Genomic DNA, 14,003 nt, shown 5'->3' on the forward strand with positions numbered 1-14,003 from the left:
TACCGGCTTGCATCCCGTTCGGGCCTATGGCAGAGGGACGGTGGCTTACATGCAACCCGTCGTCGGCACCGACGCTATGGGTTGCTTCAGGCCTTGCTGCGGTAGCTCAGTGGTAGAGCACTCCATTGGTAATGGAGAGGTCGAGAGTTCAATCCTCTCTCGCAGCACCATCATCCCCCTCTGAAAATGATCGAGTCCGTGTACTGCGAGGCCTGTGTATGCCCCAGGTGGTGCCGGATGGCGCAGTCGCCACGTATCCCAGGGGCGTGTACCAGTACGGCATGCAGCGGGTTCGGCCCGCAGCCCCGCTCGATTGTTGCGATTTGGCGAGCCGGTGACAATGCACCTCTAAACCAATGGACGGGACCGGCGCGGGCCGGAGAGTCGGCGCCGCCTTCGACGGCTACAAACGACGGCTTACCGAACGGGCCTGCGAACATCACCGATCCTACGGCTGAGCGGAGCAAGGTGGCAGGCTTGCGGAGGGTGGAGGCTCCTCGGTGCCGCCTCCATGATGGAAGGGGACACACCAAGGGATCGGCCGTCCAATCGGACTGTCCGGGATCCGCCGCGGCCGATCCGGTCAGGCGGGTTCCACCCGGCGACGCAGGGTGATTCGCGTCAACTCGGAGGGGCGTCCGAGCCGTAGCGCGAAGCCAGGCCATAGGGCGGTCCCGTTGTTCACGTAGAGCGTCATCCCTTCGACGTCATAACGACCCGACACGAACCCTCCGTTGGGGCCCGCCGCGAGTCGGTCGATCCCCACGATCAGCCCGCCATGGGTGTGGCCGGAGAGCTGCAGGGCCACACCGAGCTTCGCCGCGTTCCGCGCCTCCGCGGGCTGGTGGTCGAGCAGGATGATGGGGACGTCGCGCGGCGCGGCTTCGACAAGGGCGGCGAGGTCCCGGACCGGGCGTCCGGCGCTGCGCACCGACCGGTCGCTGAGGCCGGCCAGGATCAGCCTGCCGACGTCCCGTTCGAGAACCACGTGACTGTTGTCGATCACGCTCATTCCCATCGAGGCATAGTGCTCCATCCAGCCGCGATAGCCGAACATGTTGTCGTGGTTGCCGGACACGACGAAGACGCCATCCCTCGCGCGCAGGTCCCTCAGCGGCTCGATATCCGTGCGGCGCGCGTCGAGGGTGCCGTCGATCAGATCCCCGGTCACCGCGATCAGGTCGACGCCGAGGGTGTTCGATCGGTCGACCACGGCGCGCGCCCACGACGCGGGAAAAAGCCGGCTGATGTGGAGGTCGGTCAGGTGCAGGAGGGTGTAGCCATCAAACTGCCGCGGAAGGCCGGGGATGGCGACCTCAATGTCCTTCAGCGGCGGCACCCGAACCGCTTGTTGGACGCCGATCGCCGCCGCGACCGCGGCCAGCATGGCCATCCCGTAGCGTACGCCGTCAGGAACGCCCACGGCGCCTCGGAACGGCATCGCGATCAGCAGTCCGGCATCGAGCAGGAGTTGCAGAAGCCAGAGGAAGACGAGCCCGCCAAAAGCCCAGTTGAAGAGGATGATTACCGGACGCGGGAATTCGGGCGAGAAGCGCGAGCCCGACGAGAGCCGACACCATTCGAGGTATTGTGACGCCACGAACAGGATCGCCGCCGCTACGACCTTCGCGGCCACCGGGAGATGCAGAGGCCAGACAAAGCGGGCGACCACATACAGGTAGATCAGGCCAAAGATGAGTCGGGAAATTGGTTCGCTCCGGATCGGCAGGCTTGCCAAGGACGCGGCCATGTACGGTCGCGAACCGAAGGCCGATCGAGGTGACGCCGACGGGTGAGATCCGGCGCCACAGGTTCACCCGCATTGGGGACGGCAGAGGGGCTCGCGTCAGCCAACCACAAGAGGCGCAAGATAACGAAAGCTGGCGGCGAGAGCAGGCCTCGGTCCGGGTCTGCCCTGTGTCGTTTCGTTTTCAGGCGCCTATCGAACCTCGGCCTTCAGGCCTTCTTGCAGGTCGACATGAATGTTTTACGGGGCTTGCCATGCAGACCCTTGGTATCGGCCTGCTTGGAGCAATCGAGCGACTTGGCGGTGCGGACGACCGGCGCCTTTGCCGCATTGGTGGTGGATCCCGTGGCCGCCGGAGTCGTGGCAGGGGATGCCGCTGGCGTCTGGGCCATGGCGGTACCGGCAAGGAGCACAGAAGCGGTGAACGCGACGATCAGATGTTTCATGAGCGGACTCTCATTCCATCCCCATGGACGGGACATGGCATGCTTATCAGCGGTTTTCACGCAGCGGAAGCGAAGTGCCGCCAAGCCACCCGGCCTGGACCTGCAATGTGGCCGGGACTCCTTCCATGGCACTGGAGCGATCTTCCCTTCGGCCGTTGTCGCGCACCGCCTTGAGGTTTGTCTCGAAATCCGTTGAGCCCCGGCGGATGAGAGAACCGACGCCCGATCGCAACTGCACCATGCCTCCGGCGTTGACGCGCGACGGGGAGAGAGATGATGAGCGACGAACGCTTCAAGCCAACCGCCAAGATGGCTGCCAACGCCAAGAAGGGCCTGGAGCTTCGGGCCAAGTTTCACCGAGGCGGCACAGAAGTCGGCTTCCATCGAGCCGAGCAGCTCGCCCGGCAGGACGAGCTTGGCGAGGAGGATATCAAATCGATGCACAGCTACTTCGCGCGCCACGCCGTCGACAAGGAGGGCAAGTCCCACGAATGGGGCTCGGACGAAAACCCGTCCGCCGGCTACATCGCCTGGCTTCTTTGGGGCGGTGACGAAGGCAAGGCCTGGGCAGACCGCTACGCCGCCAAGCTGGCTTGATGGAGCCCGTTACCAAGGGGCCTGCGGATCGGCATCAATGTCTCGGTCAGGATGGCTGAAGCTGGACGAGGCGGGAGGAAGGGACCCGCGCGAGCAGGGGGGCGATCCGGGTGATGTGGCGGATGATGTCCGGCGCGCCCGTCATCTCGCCGAAGCTTCCCCGGGTGAGGGGGCCGAGGGCCCAAAAGCTGGTCTGAGCGGCCCCCTTGGAAGAGATGACGCGGCTGTCGCAATCGACCGCAATCCCGAGGCTGACCGCGTCAGGCTGCGCAAGGCCGCGCTCGATCAGGCCCTTGAGGAGAGGATCCGCCTCGAGTCGCTTTCCCGGACCTGTGCAGAGCACGACGTGGTCGTAGCAGCGGGTCTCGTGCGCTGCGGAGCGGGGTTGGATGGTTGCCGCAAGACGGCCGTCGCGAACCTCGAGACGCTCCAGGCCGGCGGTCTCAATTGTCAGCCGGCGGCGGCCGATCTCACGATCGAGCAACTCATGGATCTGTGGCGCCAACCTGAACCGATGTACCTCCCAGAAGGGAAGAAGGCGGCGGGCGACCCGTTGCTGCTCGCGCGGCGGCAGCGCTCCCCAGACCTCGGGCAGATCATAGCGCAGCGCATCTATGACCGGCTGCCATCCGATCGCCGGCCCGAGTTCCCGCACTCGGCGCCGGGTCATGCGGAGAAGCGCCAGTGCGGTCGGCGGTGCATCGCGATCCAGGAACGCGATGTCCGAGAGAAACAGGCCTTGCGGGCGCGCCAGCAGGCCCCGGCGCGAGATGGCTGTGAGGGAGCCCTCATGGGCTTGCCGGTCGAGGGAGGCGATCACATCCGCCATCGTCAGACCAGTTCCCACCACCAGGACGTTGTCCCGAGAACCGATCGAGGCGAAAGCGGCCTGTGCCCAGGGGTTCGCGATGTATCCAGGATGGTACGCCGCCTCCTGGCTCACATGCGATGGCCGGGAAGGCGGCGCATGGCCACAACACAGCAGCACGCCGTCGGCATCGATGCAGCCGCCGTCCGACAGGTCCACCGCCCAACCCGATCCTTCGGCCCGAATCGCCGCTGCGCGACGCCGGTGGTGCCGGAACCGAACCAGCGGTGACGCCGCCAATGTCTGCCGGAGAGTGTCCGTCACATAGTCGCCATAGGCGCTCCGGGGCACGTAGTGGTGCCCGTTCCCGTCCGTGCTTGTCCGATCGGGCAACACGCCGTGGGCGAAAAGCCACCGGGTCAGGTGGTCCGGGTCGTCTGGAAAAAGGCTCATCCTGTCGGTCGGCACGTTGATCCGGTGCGCGGGATCGACAGTGCCATAGGCAATGCCGCGGCCGATTTCGGCCCCTGGCTCGACCACGTCGATGACCAGCGGACCCGTGGCCGCTCGTGCCGAGTGGACAATCGCGGCCGCGCCGGTCAGCCCGCCGCCGATCACGACCAACCGCGGGGAACGCTGTTCGACGGCGCTCATGCTCTCAACTCCGGGCGTGCAGGGCAGGTTAATGCCGTTCAATGTGTGACCGCCCAGGATCGCATAGTTCGTGGATTCGGTCGCCCGGCTCACGCACTCAGATGGCGTGGACGCAATCGGGGTTGAGCCCGACTCCGGCCCGGACGTATCGCGTTGGAGCCCGTAACCGGGTTCCGTTCCGAGACGGAGCCGGTGCTCAACTCGCGGCGGTGGCCCGGCGGTGCGAGGGGGCCACGACGTTGGCGATCACCTCGCCGAAAGGCCCCGCGTTCTTGGCCGGGCCGCGGTCGACCCCGGTCGTTGCCTTCAGGGGTAGCTTCGGGAAGACGAGTTCGGCGAAGCGATAGCACTCTTCAAGGTGCGGGTAGCCGGACAGGATGAACTTGTCGATACCGAGGGCCATGTACTCCTTCATGCGGTCGGCCACCTCGTCGGGATTGCCGACCAGCGCCGTCCCGGCGCCGCCGCGCACGAGGCCGACCCCCGCCCACAGATTGGGGCTGACTTCCAGCTTGTCGCGACGACCGGCATGCAGCCGGGCCATGCGCTGCTGACCGACCGAGTCGTAACGCGCGAAGGTTGTCTGGGCGGCCGCGATCGTCTCGTCGTCGACGTGGCGGATCAGGTCGTCGGCCGCCGCCCAGGCTTCCTTGGAGGTCTCGCGAACGATCACATGCAGGCGGATCCCATAGGAAAAGCTGCGTCCGCGCTCTGCCGCGACCGCCTTCGCGGCAGCGATCTTCTCGGCGACGTCGGCGGGTGGTTCTCCCCAGGTGAGATAGGTGTCGACATGGTCCGCCGCGACCTGCATGCCGACCTCCGACGAGCCGCCGAAATACAGCGGCGGATAGGGCTTCTGCACGGGCGGATACAGCAATTGGCCGCGCTCGATCTTGAGATGCTGGCCCGCGAAGGTGGTTTCCTCCTCCAAAAGCAACCGACGATAGATCGTCAGAAACTCATCGGTCACGGCATAGCGCGCGCCATGGTCGAGAAAGATCCCGTCGCCCTTGGCCTCAACCGGATCGCCGCCCGTGACCACGTTGATGAGCAGTCGCCCATCCGAGATCCGGTCGAGGGTCGCGGTCATGCGAGCCGCCACGGCAGGTTCCTGCAAGCCGGGCCGCACAGCCACGAGAAAGCGTAGCCGCTGGGTCAGCGGCACCATGGCCGAAGCGATGACCCAGGAATCCTCGCAGGAGCGGCCGGTCGGCAGCAGCACGCCAAAGTAGCCGAGATCGTCGGCCGCGCGGGCGATCTGGCTCAGATAGGCGAGTGAGACATGTCGTGCGCCGATTTCGCTGCCGAGATAGCGGCCGTCACCATGGGTGGGCAAAAACCAGAGGACATCGGTCTTTGTGGCCGCGGGCGGCAGGGCAAAATCGGACATCTCAATCCATGCATCATGCTCGGCGCCGGAACGCCATTCGCTGCGAACAGGCAGCCGATCAGCTGATCAAATCAGAAGATGCTGATTTAATCTAGTGAATTTATAGACTGAGACTCTCCGGTAGGTCGGATGCAAGTGACGGTTCGGCCGTCAAAGAAGCGATTGTCTCTGGCCGAGTGCGTGCATCGATTGCCTACCAATCTGCCCAAGGAAGATACTTCGGACGCGCCTCACACATCCGCAATGACGAAGGGCCGCATGACGAACCCGACCATCGCGGAATTGTGCTCTTAAACGCGGAGCTTGAACCCATGGCCGAAAACGATGCCGTTCATCCGGTGCCCCCCGAGGATCTCCCTGCGGCAGAGCACGAGGCGGCGCTGAAACTCGCCGAAGCCAGACGGCTTGCGAAGGAGAAGCTGGATGGGGCGGGGCTGACTCCAGACAGGTCCTTGCCAAAAGTCCATCCCGACGATGGAACGTAGCGACGCCCCGCCATTGCAACGTTCGGCTCGTGAGGTCATCCGCCTGGACATTCGCTCGATGACAGGCGTAACCCGAAAACAAGATGGCCTCTCAAAGCTGAGGTGGGTCATCGACATGCTTGACAGCTCGTCGAGCTTCCCTTCGACTGGCGCCGTGACCAATGTTCGACCATCCGCTCTAAGGCACATCGTTGCCGGAGTTCTGATGTTCGTCTTGACGCTGGCCGGCGTCGGACGGGGCTTTGCGGCCGTGACCGACGCTATGCCGAGCTTCGGCATCCCCGGTATCGCGGTCCACATCTGCCACACGGGTGAAAGCGACGGGTCCGCGCCCGTCGATCCTGCCCACCACGACTGCTGCGACGCCTGCGCGCTTTCGGCGCCGGTCGACTTGGCTGCGGCGCCGGTCCTGACCGGCCCGGCGTCAGTTGCGCATTTTATCGCGCATGTTCAGGCCATGGCCTGGGTGCCGAGGCTCGCGCGCCTTCGCACGCCACGGCAGTCCCAAGGCCCCCCGACCGCGTGACCTGACACGCGAATTTGGTCTTCACTGCTCGATGGTCGAGGCGCGTTGTCGCGTCGGATTGATCGCGCGCTCTTTCAGGACGTCATATCATGCAATTACCACTTGGAGCCGGCCGCTTGGCCGGGCTCGCGATGCTCGTGCTCGCACCGACCCTGGCGACGGCGCAGGATTTTGCCGCCGGAACGCTGGTCATCGAACACCCCTGGGCGCGGGCCACGCCCGGTGGCGCCCAGATCGGCGGCGGCTACTTGACCGTCGAGAACAAGGGCGGCGCGCCCGATCGCCTGATCGGCGGCTCGTTCGAGGCCTCGTCGGGTTTCGAGCTGCACGAAATGTCCATGGACGCAGGCGTCATGAGAATGCGCCCGACCGGACCGTTGGAGATCCCGGCCGGTGGCAAGCTCACGCTCGATCCCTCGGCCAAGCACATCATGTTCACCGGCCTGAAGCGCGCCCTCAAGAAGGGCGAGACGGTCGCGGGCACGCTGGTGTTCGAGCACGCCGGCACGGTGCCGGTAAGCTTTGAGGTGGAGGGCATCGGCGCCAGGGGCCCGGCCAAGGCCGGTTCGGCGGGACATACCGGGCATCCGATGCCCGGTATGGACATGGACTGAGCGCGATCTGCCGCTGCCATTCTATGCCGGGCTCTTGAGCGTCCCCTTCATGATTCTGCTGGCCGCGACCGGTTCGATCCGTCTCTTCAAAAGCGAGATCAACCACACGGCCTCGCCTGCCGCCGCCTGAGGTTATGCCAGGCGGAAATACTGACACCAACGGCAGGCCCCTGGAATGCCGCACCTTCCCTTCGACGTTAGGAAACTGCCATGAACACGTTCGCACGCATTCTCGTCCTGGCCAGCGCCGGCCTTGTCGCCGCTTCCGCGCCGGCCTTCGCCCACGCCCATCTCAAGTCGTCAACGCCGGCCGCCGACAGCATTGTCGCGACGGCTCCGACCGAACTCGACCTCACGTTTTCGGAGGGCGTGAACCTCAAGTTCACTGGCGTGAAGGTCACCGGGCCGGCCAAGACCGCCGTCGCCACCGGAAACGCCGCCCTCGGGGCGAGCAGTGACACCACGCTCGTCGTGCCTCTCTCGGACATCCTCGCGGCCGGCTCCTATACCGTGGCGTGGCACGCGCTTTCGACGGACGGCCATAAGACGAGTGGGACCTACACATTCACCATCAAACCCTGATCACGGTCACGCCGGCTTCAAGGCAGCCGAGGCGCGTTCGCCATGGCGGGATTGGTCGAAGCTGCCGACAAGGCCGGTGCGACCGATGATCTCCTGATCGCCACGGAAGAGGGCCGGGCCTTGTATTCCTACGTGGGCCAGGCCGATGTCAGTGACGTCGGATCCATCACCGCGTGTCTGGCACTTGAAAGCGACCCCATGTCTGAATTCTCCCGTCGTGCGGACAAGCACAAAGGTGAAGCGATCTCGAAACCGACCCTCTACTTTCTTTTCGGGATGATGGTTCTGATAGTCATCGCCAGCGCGATGGTGCTCACCTTTCAACGACGCTCGCCCTACAGTCATTCTCGGATCGGTGGCCCTTTCGTCATGACCGAAATGTCGGGGCGACCCGTCACCGAGAAGGACCTGCTCGGCAAGCCCGCAGCCCTCTTCTTCGGTTACACCTTCTGCCCTGACGTCTGCCCGACCACGCTCCTCACGCTGAGCAATGTGCTGGAGCGGATGGGCCCAGACGCGGACCGCCTCAATACCATCTTCGTGACGGTAGACCCCCAGCGCGACACACCTGAGCAGATGCGGCTCTATCTCTCCTCATTCGACCCGCGTATTCGCGGCTTCAGCGGCACGGAGGCGCAGGTCTCGGCAATGGCCGACACCTTCCATGTGTTCTATCGCCGCATCCCCAGCAGAGGAGGCGGCTACTCGATGGACCATTTCGCGGGTGTCCTGCTGCTCGACAAAACTGGCCGTATGGTCGGCGAAGTGTCCTTCGGAGAGCCCGAGGAGAGCATCCTGGCCAAGCTTACGACGCTCATCGCCCCGGCGGCCTGCGTGCCCGGGAGGCCGGCCCGTGTCGATCTTTGGAGTGGCGCAAAGATGAAGGACGATTGCGGGTCGAGCTGACGCGCATCGCTACAACGCTGGTCGCGCCGGCACATTCTCGGCGTGTGCCAGCAAGCAGCTTTCAGGCCGAGACGGCCGCAGTCGACACTTACGTCCGGTTTCACCTCGACCTTGCAGGAGGTGGAGTGCGTCCGGAATGATGCCTCTCCTCCTCTGAATTGGATGGGACCAGGAATGACGATCCGGATCTCGTCGTCGGCGCCGGTGCGACACCGCTTGGGGTAGTATCACTCTGCGACAAGGTTCAAACTTCTTGCGGCAGAGCTGATCGGGGACCGTGAGTCTTCGATACGCTGGAGGTCCAGATGTTCAAGACGCTTGCGCTCGTAGGTCTGCTCCTCCCGGTTACAAGCCAGGCGATCGCGCTGGCGGCAAACGACACGATGGCGGAGTGGGGCGAGGCATCTGCCGCCGATCGGGACGCTTTGCTCGATGCCCTCGGCCCAACATTCTCGCAGTCTTTCAAAGCGGACAGACCTGCGATTCTGAACTGTCTCAATCAGGTGGGTCAAAACGCTGCGCACGCCCCTTTGCCGATCCGTGAGGTCGCAAAGGCGTGCGCTGAAAATGCCAAATCTCCTCAGGACACAAACAAATCGGACGAAATCTGACGCAGGCGCAAGCGCCTCTCAGATCATCCGTCGTGGCGCTGTTCATCCTCAGGGCGAGTCCGAAGCATAGGGGTGGGACGATCCGAGAGGATCGCGGACGAAAGCTTGGACATCCCCTGCATGAAGCCCAAAGGCCAGCAGCAGGAATCCGCCCGCCAGCGAGAAATTCTTGAGGAAATCCCAGAAGAGGTTTCGCGCCTTGCTGTCGCCCGCCTTCCAGAAGTCGCCGGGCATCCACCAGCGTTTCCACAGGAGGGCCGTGACCATGCAATAGCCGGCCATCACGAAGGCGGCGAGGCGGTCTGCCGTCCCGGTGAGGATGCCGATGGGCATCAGGATTTCGACGCCGAGGCCGATGATGATCAGAGCCGTGGCGAGGGTTGGCGAACGGACGATCTCGGAGGCCTGCCTCACTGCGCCTTTGAAATTGATGATCTTGTCGAGCGCGCTGAAGGGAAAGAACAGCACGACCAGCAGATAGCGGACAGCCAGGGCGACAGCGAGGCTCATGCGCCCATCCGCTCGCGCAGGTGTTCGGCGACCCGCAGCGCATTGGCGATGATGGTCAGCGTCGGATTGACCGCACCGATCGAGGGAAAGAAGCTCGCATCGGTGACGTAGAGATTGTCGAGTTCGTGCGCCTTGCAATTGAGGTCGAGCACGCTGCCGGCAGGATCAACGCCGAAGCGGCACGTGCCGGCCTGATGCGCGGTCCCACCGATCGGAATGTCCTTGCCGAAATAGAGTCGTCGATCGAGCAGCACCGATTTCATGCCACATTGGTCGAGGTGGTGCTCCAGCTTTTTCTTCAGCCTGTGATGCGCTTCCATGTTGGTGTCCTCGACATAGAGCACGACGCGGTCCCCATCGTAGGTGATCCGGTTCTGGGGCAGTGGAAGATCTTCGCCCGAGAGCCAAAAATCCATCGAATGATTGGCCATCTCGCTGAACGGCATGTCCGGAAACCAGTCGAGCCACGCCGGCAGTGCCTCGCCTTTGATCTGCTCGGCGTCCGACGTGGCACACATCTGGATGAGGCCGAGCGGATAGTCCCAATCATCGGCGCCGAAATAGAAGTCGCCGAGCGCCATCGTTTTCTGGAACACCGTGTCGTTGCGCTCCCGCATGATCGCCATCAGGACCGACTGGTTGTGCCGCATGTAGTTGCGGCCGACCTGATCCGACCCGTTTGCGAGGCCATTGGGATGGGCCGCGTTGCGCGAGCGCAGCAGCAGCAGGGCCGACGACAGGGCACCGCAGGCGACGACGACGAGGTCAGCCGAAAAGCGTTCCTCGCGGCCTTCGCGGAGGCAATGCACGCCGGTGACATTGCGGCCGGAAGGGTCGGTCTCCAGGCGGTCGACATAGGTGTTGGTGAGGAGCGTCAGGTTGGGGTGAGCCGCCAAAGCGGGGTCGACGCACATGACCTGCGCATCCGCCTTGCCGTTCAAAAGACAGGGAAACCCATCGAAGGCGTTGCAGCGTATGCAGGTGCTGGTTGGGGTGGCTTTGCCGTTTTTTTCGTCGAGCAGAATGCCGAGGGGAAGATGAAACGGATGCAACCCTTGTGAGGCCAGCCGGTCGGACAGACGCTGGACCAGTGGCTCATGCGAGACAGCGGAGAACGGATAGGGTTCGCTGGCGGCAGGTTCGTCCGGATCTTCTCCGCGTTGCCCATGAACATGAAACAGCTTCTCGGCCTCGGCATAGTAGGGCGCGAAGGCCTCGTAGGGCAGGGGCCAGGCGGGCGAGATGCCGTCCTTGTGGACAATTTGCCCAAAGTCCCGCTCGCGCAGCCGGAAGAGCGCGGCGCCATAGACCTTGGAGTTTCCACCCACATAGTAATGCAGGCCTGGGTGGAAGGCGGCGCCATCGCGGCCGTACCATGTCTCCTTGGTCTGATAGGCGCCCTCGACGAAAACCGTCTTGCTGTCCCAGTTGGCCCGGCTCCGCGGGAGGTAGTCGCCGCGTTCGATCAGCAGGATACGCTTGCCCGTGGGAGCAAGCCTATGCGCCAATGATGCGCCTCCGGGACCGCTCCCGATGACGATTAGATCGTAATGGTTCATCTGGTGCCACTCCGCGTGCGACGCCGGCCCTTCAGGGCCGCAATAGCGCCGCTGCGCGAAACGGCGGCTCCCTATGCTGCAACGCGATATAGGCGCCGAAGTTCGCTGCGATCACAGCGCGGCGCGGACGATGAGCGCATGTCCATCCGGATCCTGCAGCGCCAGGGCTTCGGCTCCGTCCCACGTTCCCCGATGGCGGGGCCAGGATGGGTCGAGGCGCGCCGTAACGGCCGCAACGTCGTCGACGGCAATGAGGATCCTAGTGATGGCTTGGTCTCGGGAGGTCCAGTCGCTCGGGCGGGCGCGGCGGCGGCCAGCCCGATAGCCCAGAAGTTCCAGATGCGGCGGGGCACCGCGCGGCGTGAGGGCCAACACATCCACCTCGACATCGGCAATGCCGTCGAGGCGGCTCTGCTCGGGCCCCCTGTTGGTGGATCGCCCTCCGGGTTCGAACCCGAAAAGCGCCTCGTAGAACCGCGCGCTGCTGTCGACGTCGCTGACCACGATGGCCGTATGGTCGATCCCCTGGAACAGATCAGCTCCTGGCGCATGCCAGAGCGCATCACCGACGCCGGGCGGGAAGGCGAGCAGCTCCAGCGGATGCCCGAAGGGATCGCGAAACTTGAAGGCGGTCACGCTGCCCGTGTTTGGCGGCAGCGTTTGGGGCGCCCCCTGGGTGATCGGGCGGATCTCTGTCTCGTTCAGTCCGGCAACGGCCTCCACGATGTCGTCGACAACGATCGCGCAGTGCTGGAACCACAGGTCGCTCGCCGTGCTGTCGGTCGGATAAGGCTGCCCCGGCGGATCGAAGGCGAAAAGTTCGATCGTCTGGGCCCCAAGCCGCATCGTCTGGGACCGCATGGTGCATTCGGGAGCCACGCCCAGGAGCGCGATGCGGTCAGGGTTGCAGGGCAATCGAGGGCCAACAGGCCAAAAATGAAGCGCATCGCGGTAGAAGTCAGCGGCCCGATCGAGGTCCGGCACCGTCAGGCAGACGCTCTCGATCGCAGCGGTCGGGCCGCCCGGCGCGGTCACGGCCACTGGGCACCTCGACGGTTGACCGTGATGGCGCAGAGCGTGTGGGAGGCGCAGACGAACAATTCGCTCCGGTTCCGACCGCCGAAGGTGAGGTTCGAGACCAGCGACGGGACTTTGATCTTGCCGAGAAGGTCCCCGCCCGGCGAGAGGCAATGAACGCCGTCGGCGGCGCTGCTCCAGAGATTGCCGTCCTGGTCGCACCGCATGCCGTCGGCATTGCCGGGATTGATGGTGTGGAACACGCGGCCGTTGGCGAGGCGGCGGCCTTCGTCGACGACGTCGAAGACCCGTATGTGCTGCGTGGGCTGATCGGCGAACTGCTCGCCGGTCTCGGCGACATAGAGACGGGTTCCGTCGGGCGAGAAGCAGAGTCCGTTGGGACCATCGAAATCGTCGGCCACGACCGCAAGCTCCGCCGTGAGGGGGTCGAGGCGATAGAGCGTCGGCGGAAGTTCGGCGCGCTGTTTGCCGCCCTCGTAGTCGGAGTTGATGCCGTAGGGCGGGTCGCTGAACCAGATCGCGCCGTCGGCGGCGACCACGACATCGTTGGGCGAGTTCAGGCGTCGGCCCCGATAGCTCTCCGCCAGGATGGTGATGCGCCCGTCGAGCTCCGTGCGTCTGATGCAGCGATCCTGATGTGAGCAGGAAACTAGGCGTCCCTCGCGGTCCCGCGTGTGGCCGTTCTCGAAGCGCGATGGCGCCCGAAAGACCGAGGCGCCCCCGGTCGCGGTCCAGCGCATCACCCGGTCGTTCGGGATGTCACTGAAAAGGAGGCATTGCAGGTCGGCGAACCACACCGGCCCTTCCAGCCAGCCGAGCCCCTCGGCCAGGACGCGCAACGGAGAATTGGGAAGCACGAAGCTCTTGAAGCGCTTGTCGATGATCTCGTAGTCGACTGGCATCTCCGACATCTCCCAATCACGCGAAGTGGCCGGGGCGGTCGATCGTCGGCGGCGTCTGCAACTGGACGATCATCAGAACGGCCGGCTCGTCGCCGATCGTGCCGGATTTGTGGCCCTTCCGCCCCTCGGCGTCGGCGCGGCAGTTCTGGTCCTCGCCGAAGGACATCTCGCCCGGTCCCATTTCGACGCGCTGCCCATCCATGGTCTCCACCCACCAGCGGCCCGACAGGGGAATGATCCACTGCGGCTTCGGGTTTTCGTGCCAGTCGCCCACCCAACCCACAGGTTGGACGCTCACGAGGATGTGGCTGGGCCATGTGCCGAGATGGTCATTCCACTGAGCAGCCGCGCCACTCATGCTTTGCTTTTCGAACGCCGTCAGCACGCAACGCTTCTGCCGGCTGACACCATCGGCATCCGTGTAGGTGTGCCAATAGAAGGCCTGCGGCTTTGTGCTTGACGAAGCGGTCATGCGTGGTCTCCGGTCAAATCCCATCTTCAACGCGCTTGAGCCGGATCGGTGCCGCCTGACACGACGACCGCCGCAGCAGTTCGGTTCCTTGACGCGGCCGCACGCGTCTGCCTGCGAATTGCTGCGTCAGGAGAGTTTAGGCTGCGAATGCGACGG

General features: G+C 64.5%; 16 protein-coding genes and 1 tRNA gene. 8 read left to right on the plus strand and 9 right to left on the minus strand.

Annotated features, from left to right (window positions below; genetic code table 11):
* Positions 1-95: 95 nt before the first annotated feature.
* A tRNA-Thr gene (locus tag M8523_RS00875) sits at positions 96-170 on the plus strand.
* Between the two features lie 413 nt (positions 171-583).
* Here M8523_RS00875 and M8523_RS00880 read toward each other — a convergent pair.
* Complete coding sequence (locus tag M8523_RS00880; RefSeq protein ID WP_282583404.1) at positions 584-1,708, minus strand: metallophosphoesterase; 1,125 nt, start codon at positions 1,706-1,708, stop codon at positions 584-586.
* 248 nt (positions 1,709-1,956) lie between these two features.
* Complete coding sequence (locus M8523_RS00885; RefSeq protein WP_282582931.1) at positions 1,957-2,193, minus strand: PsiF family protein; 237 nt, start codon at positions 2,191-2,193, stop codon at positions 1,957-1,959.
* A 276-nt stretch (positions 2,194-2,469) separates the two neighbouring features.
* Between M8523_RS00885 and M8523_RS00890 the strand changes: the two genes are divergently transcribed.
* Positions 2,470-2,790: a hypothetical protein gene (locus M8523_RS00890; protein WP_282582932.1), complete on the plus strand. Its 321-nt coding sequence runs from the start codon at positions 2,470-2,472 to the stop codon at positions 2,788-2,790.
* 46 nt (positions 2,791-2,836) lie between these two features.
* Here the strand turns inward: M8523_RS00890 and M8523_RS00895 are convergent, their stop codons facing one another.
* Positions 2,837-4,252 carry an FAD/NAD(P)-binding protein gene (locus tag M8523_RS00895; RefSeq protein ID WP_282582933.1) on the minus strand — a complete coding sequence of 472 codons (1,416 nt, stop codon included), beginning with the start codon at positions 4,250-4,252 and terminating at the stop codon, positions 2,837-2,839.
* Positions 4,253-4,448: 196 nt separating this feature from the next.
* Complete coding sequence (gene ssuD / locus M8523_RS00900; protein WP_282582934.1) at positions 4,449-5,642, minus strand: FMNH2-dependent alkanesulfonate monooxygenase; 1,194 nt, start codon at positions 5,640-5,642, stop codon at positions 4,449-4,451.
* Positions 5,643-5,953: 311 nt separating this feature from the next.
* On the opposite strand from ssuD, the gene M8523_RS00905 reads away from it, so the two are divergent.
* The 6 genes from M8523_RS00905 to M8523_RS00930 all read left to right on the plus strand — a co-directional run bounded on the left by M8523_RS00905 (position 5,954) and on the right by M8523_RS00930 (position 9,366).
* On the plus strand, positions 5,954-6,127 hold the full coding sequence (locus M8523_RS00905) for a hypothetical protein (protein ID WP_282582935.1): 174 nt from the start codon (positions 5,954-5,956) through the stop codon (positions 6,125-6,127).
* 205 nt (positions 6,128-6,332) lie between these two features.
* Positions 6,333-6,653 carry a hypothetical protein gene (locus M8523_RS00910; protein ID WP_282582936.1) on the plus strand — a complete coding sequence of 107 codons (321 nt, stop codon included), beginning with the start codon at positions 6,333-6,335 and terminating at the stop codon, positions 6,651-6,653.
* A gap of 116 nt (positions 6,654-6,769) precedes the next feature.
* Positions 6,770-7,267, plus strand: a complete 498-nt coding sequence (locus M8523_RS00915) for a copper chaperone PCu(A)C (protein ID WP_282582937.1) — start codon at positions 6,770-6,772, stop codon at positions 7,265-7,267.
* A 210-nt stretch (positions 7,268-7,477) separates the two neighbouring features.
* Positions 7,478-7,849: a copper homeostasis periplasmic binding protein CopC gene (copC, locus tag M8523_RS00920; RefSeq protein WP_282582938.1), complete on the plus strand. Its 372-nt coding sequence runs from the start codon at positions 7,478-7,480 to the stop codon at positions 7,847-7,849.
* A 42-nt stretch (positions 7,850-7,891) separates the two neighbouring features.
* Complete coding sequence (locus M8523_RS00925) at positions 7,892-8,755, plus strand: SCO family protein (RefSeq protein WP_282582939.1); 864 nt, start codon at positions 7,892-7,894, stop codon at positions 8,753-8,755.
* Between the two features lie 305 nt (positions 8,756-9,060).
* The gene (locus M8523_RS00930; protein WP_282582940.1) at positions 9,061-9,366 is read left to right on the plus strand and encodes a hypothetical protein; all 306 of its coding nucleotides are present in this window, start codon (positions 9,061-9,063) and stop codon (positions 9,364-9,366) included.
* Positions 9,367-9,414: 48 nt separating this feature from the next.
* On the opposite strand, the gene M8523_RS00935 is transcribed toward M8523_RS00930, so the two are convergent.
* From M8523_RS00935 to M8523_RS00955, 5 genes are all read right to left on the minus strand, one after another.
* Positions 9,415-9,876 (minus strand): DoxX family protein, encoded by a 462-nt coding sequence (locus M8523_RS00935; RefSeq protein WP_282582941.1) that lies wholly within the window; start codon positions 9,874-9,876, stop codon positions 9,415-9,417.
* Entirely contained in the window at positions 9,873-11,435 is a 1,563-nt protein-coding gene (locus M8523_RS00940) for a GMC oxidoreductase (protein WP_282582942.1), read from the minus strand. The genes M8523_RS00935 and M8523_RS00940 overlap by 4 nt, the downstream gene beginning before the upstream one ends.
* A gap of 111 nt (positions 11,436-11,546) precedes the next feature.
* Positions 11,547-12,476, minus strand: coding sequence for a VOC family protein (locus M8523_RS00945; RefSeq protein WP_282582943.1), 930 nt, complete (start codon positions 12,474-12,476; stop codon positions 11,547-11,549).
* Positions 12,467-13,384, minus strand: a complete 918-nt coding sequence (locus M8523_RS00950; protein WP_282582944.1) for an SMP-30/gluconolactonase/LRE family protein — start codon at positions 13,382-13,384, stop codon at positions 12,467-12,469. Before M8523_RS00950 ends, M8523_RS00945 begins: the two co-directional genes overlap by 10 nt.
* Before the next feature lie 7 nt (positions 13,385-13,391).
* On the minus strand, positions 13,392-13,847 hold the full coding sequence (locus M8523_RS00955; RefSeq protein WP_282582945.1) for a cupin domain-containing protein: 456 nt from the start codon (positions 13,845-13,847) through the stop codon (positions 13,392-13,394).
* Positions 13,848-14,003: the final 156 nt, after the last annotated feature.

The sequence above is a fragment of the Lichenifustis flavocetrariae genome (assembly GCF_026130545.1).
GTDB lineage: Bacteria > Pseudomonadota > Alphaproteobacteria > Rhizobiales > Beijerinckiaceae > Lichenihabitans > Lichenihabitans flavocetrariae.

Excerpts from the sequence above, each read along its gene's own strand:
- M8523_RS00885 (WP_282582931.1), bottom strand. The coding sequence starts at position 2,193 with ATGAAACATCTGATCGTCGCGTTCACCGCTTCTGTGCTCCTTGCCGGT.
- M8523_RS00890 (WP_282582932.1), top strand. The coding sequence starts at position 2,470 with ATGAGCGACGAACGCTTCAAGCCAACCGCCAAGATGGCTGCCAACGCC.
- M8523_RS00895 (WP_282582933.1), bottom strand. The coding sequence starts at position 4,252 with ATGAGCGCCGTCGAACAGCGTTCCCCGCGGTTGGTCGTGATCGGCGGC.
- ssuD (WP_282582934.1), bottom strand. The coding sequence starts at position 5,642 with ATGTCCGATTTTGCCCTGCCGCCCGCGGCCACAAAGACCGATGTCCTC.
- M8523_RS00905 (WP_282582935.1), top strand. The coding sequence starts at position 5,954 with ATGGCCGAAAACGATGCCGTTCATCCGGTGCCCCCCGAGGATCTCCCT.
- M8523_RS00910 (WP_282582936.1), top strand. The coding sequence starts at position 6,333 with ATGTTCGTCTTGACGCTGGCCGGCGTCGGACGGGGCTTTGCGGCCGTG.
- copC (WP_282582938.1), top strand. The coding sequence starts at position 7,478 with ATGAACACGTTCGCACGCATTCTCGTCCTGGCCAGCGCCGGCCTTGTC.
- M8523_RS00925 (WP_282582939.1), top strand. The coding sequence starts at position 7,892 with ATGGCGGGATTGGTCGAAGCTGCCGACAAGGCCGGTGCGACCGATGAT.
- M8523_RS00930 (WP_282582940.1), top strand. The coding sequence starts at position 9,061 with ATGTTCAAGACGCTTGCGCTCGTAGGTCTGCTCCTCCCGGTTACAAGC.
- M8523_RS00935 (WP_282582941.1), bottom strand. The coding sequence starts at position 9,876 with ATGAGCCTCGCTGTCGCCCTGGCTGTCCGCTATCTGCTGGTCGTGCTG.
- M8523_RS00940 (WP_282582942.1), bottom strand. The coding sequence starts at position 11,435 with ATGAACCATTACGATCTAATCGTCATCGGGAGCGGTCCCGGAGGCGCA.
- M8523_RS00950 (WP_282582944.1), bottom strand. The coding sequence starts at position 13,384 with ATGTCGGAGATGCCAGTCGACTACGAGATCATCGACAAGCGCTTCAAG.
- M8523_RS00955 (WP_282582945.1), bottom strand. The coding sequence starts at position 13,847 with ATGACCGCTTCGTCAAGCACAAAGCCGCAGGCCTTCTATTGGCACACC.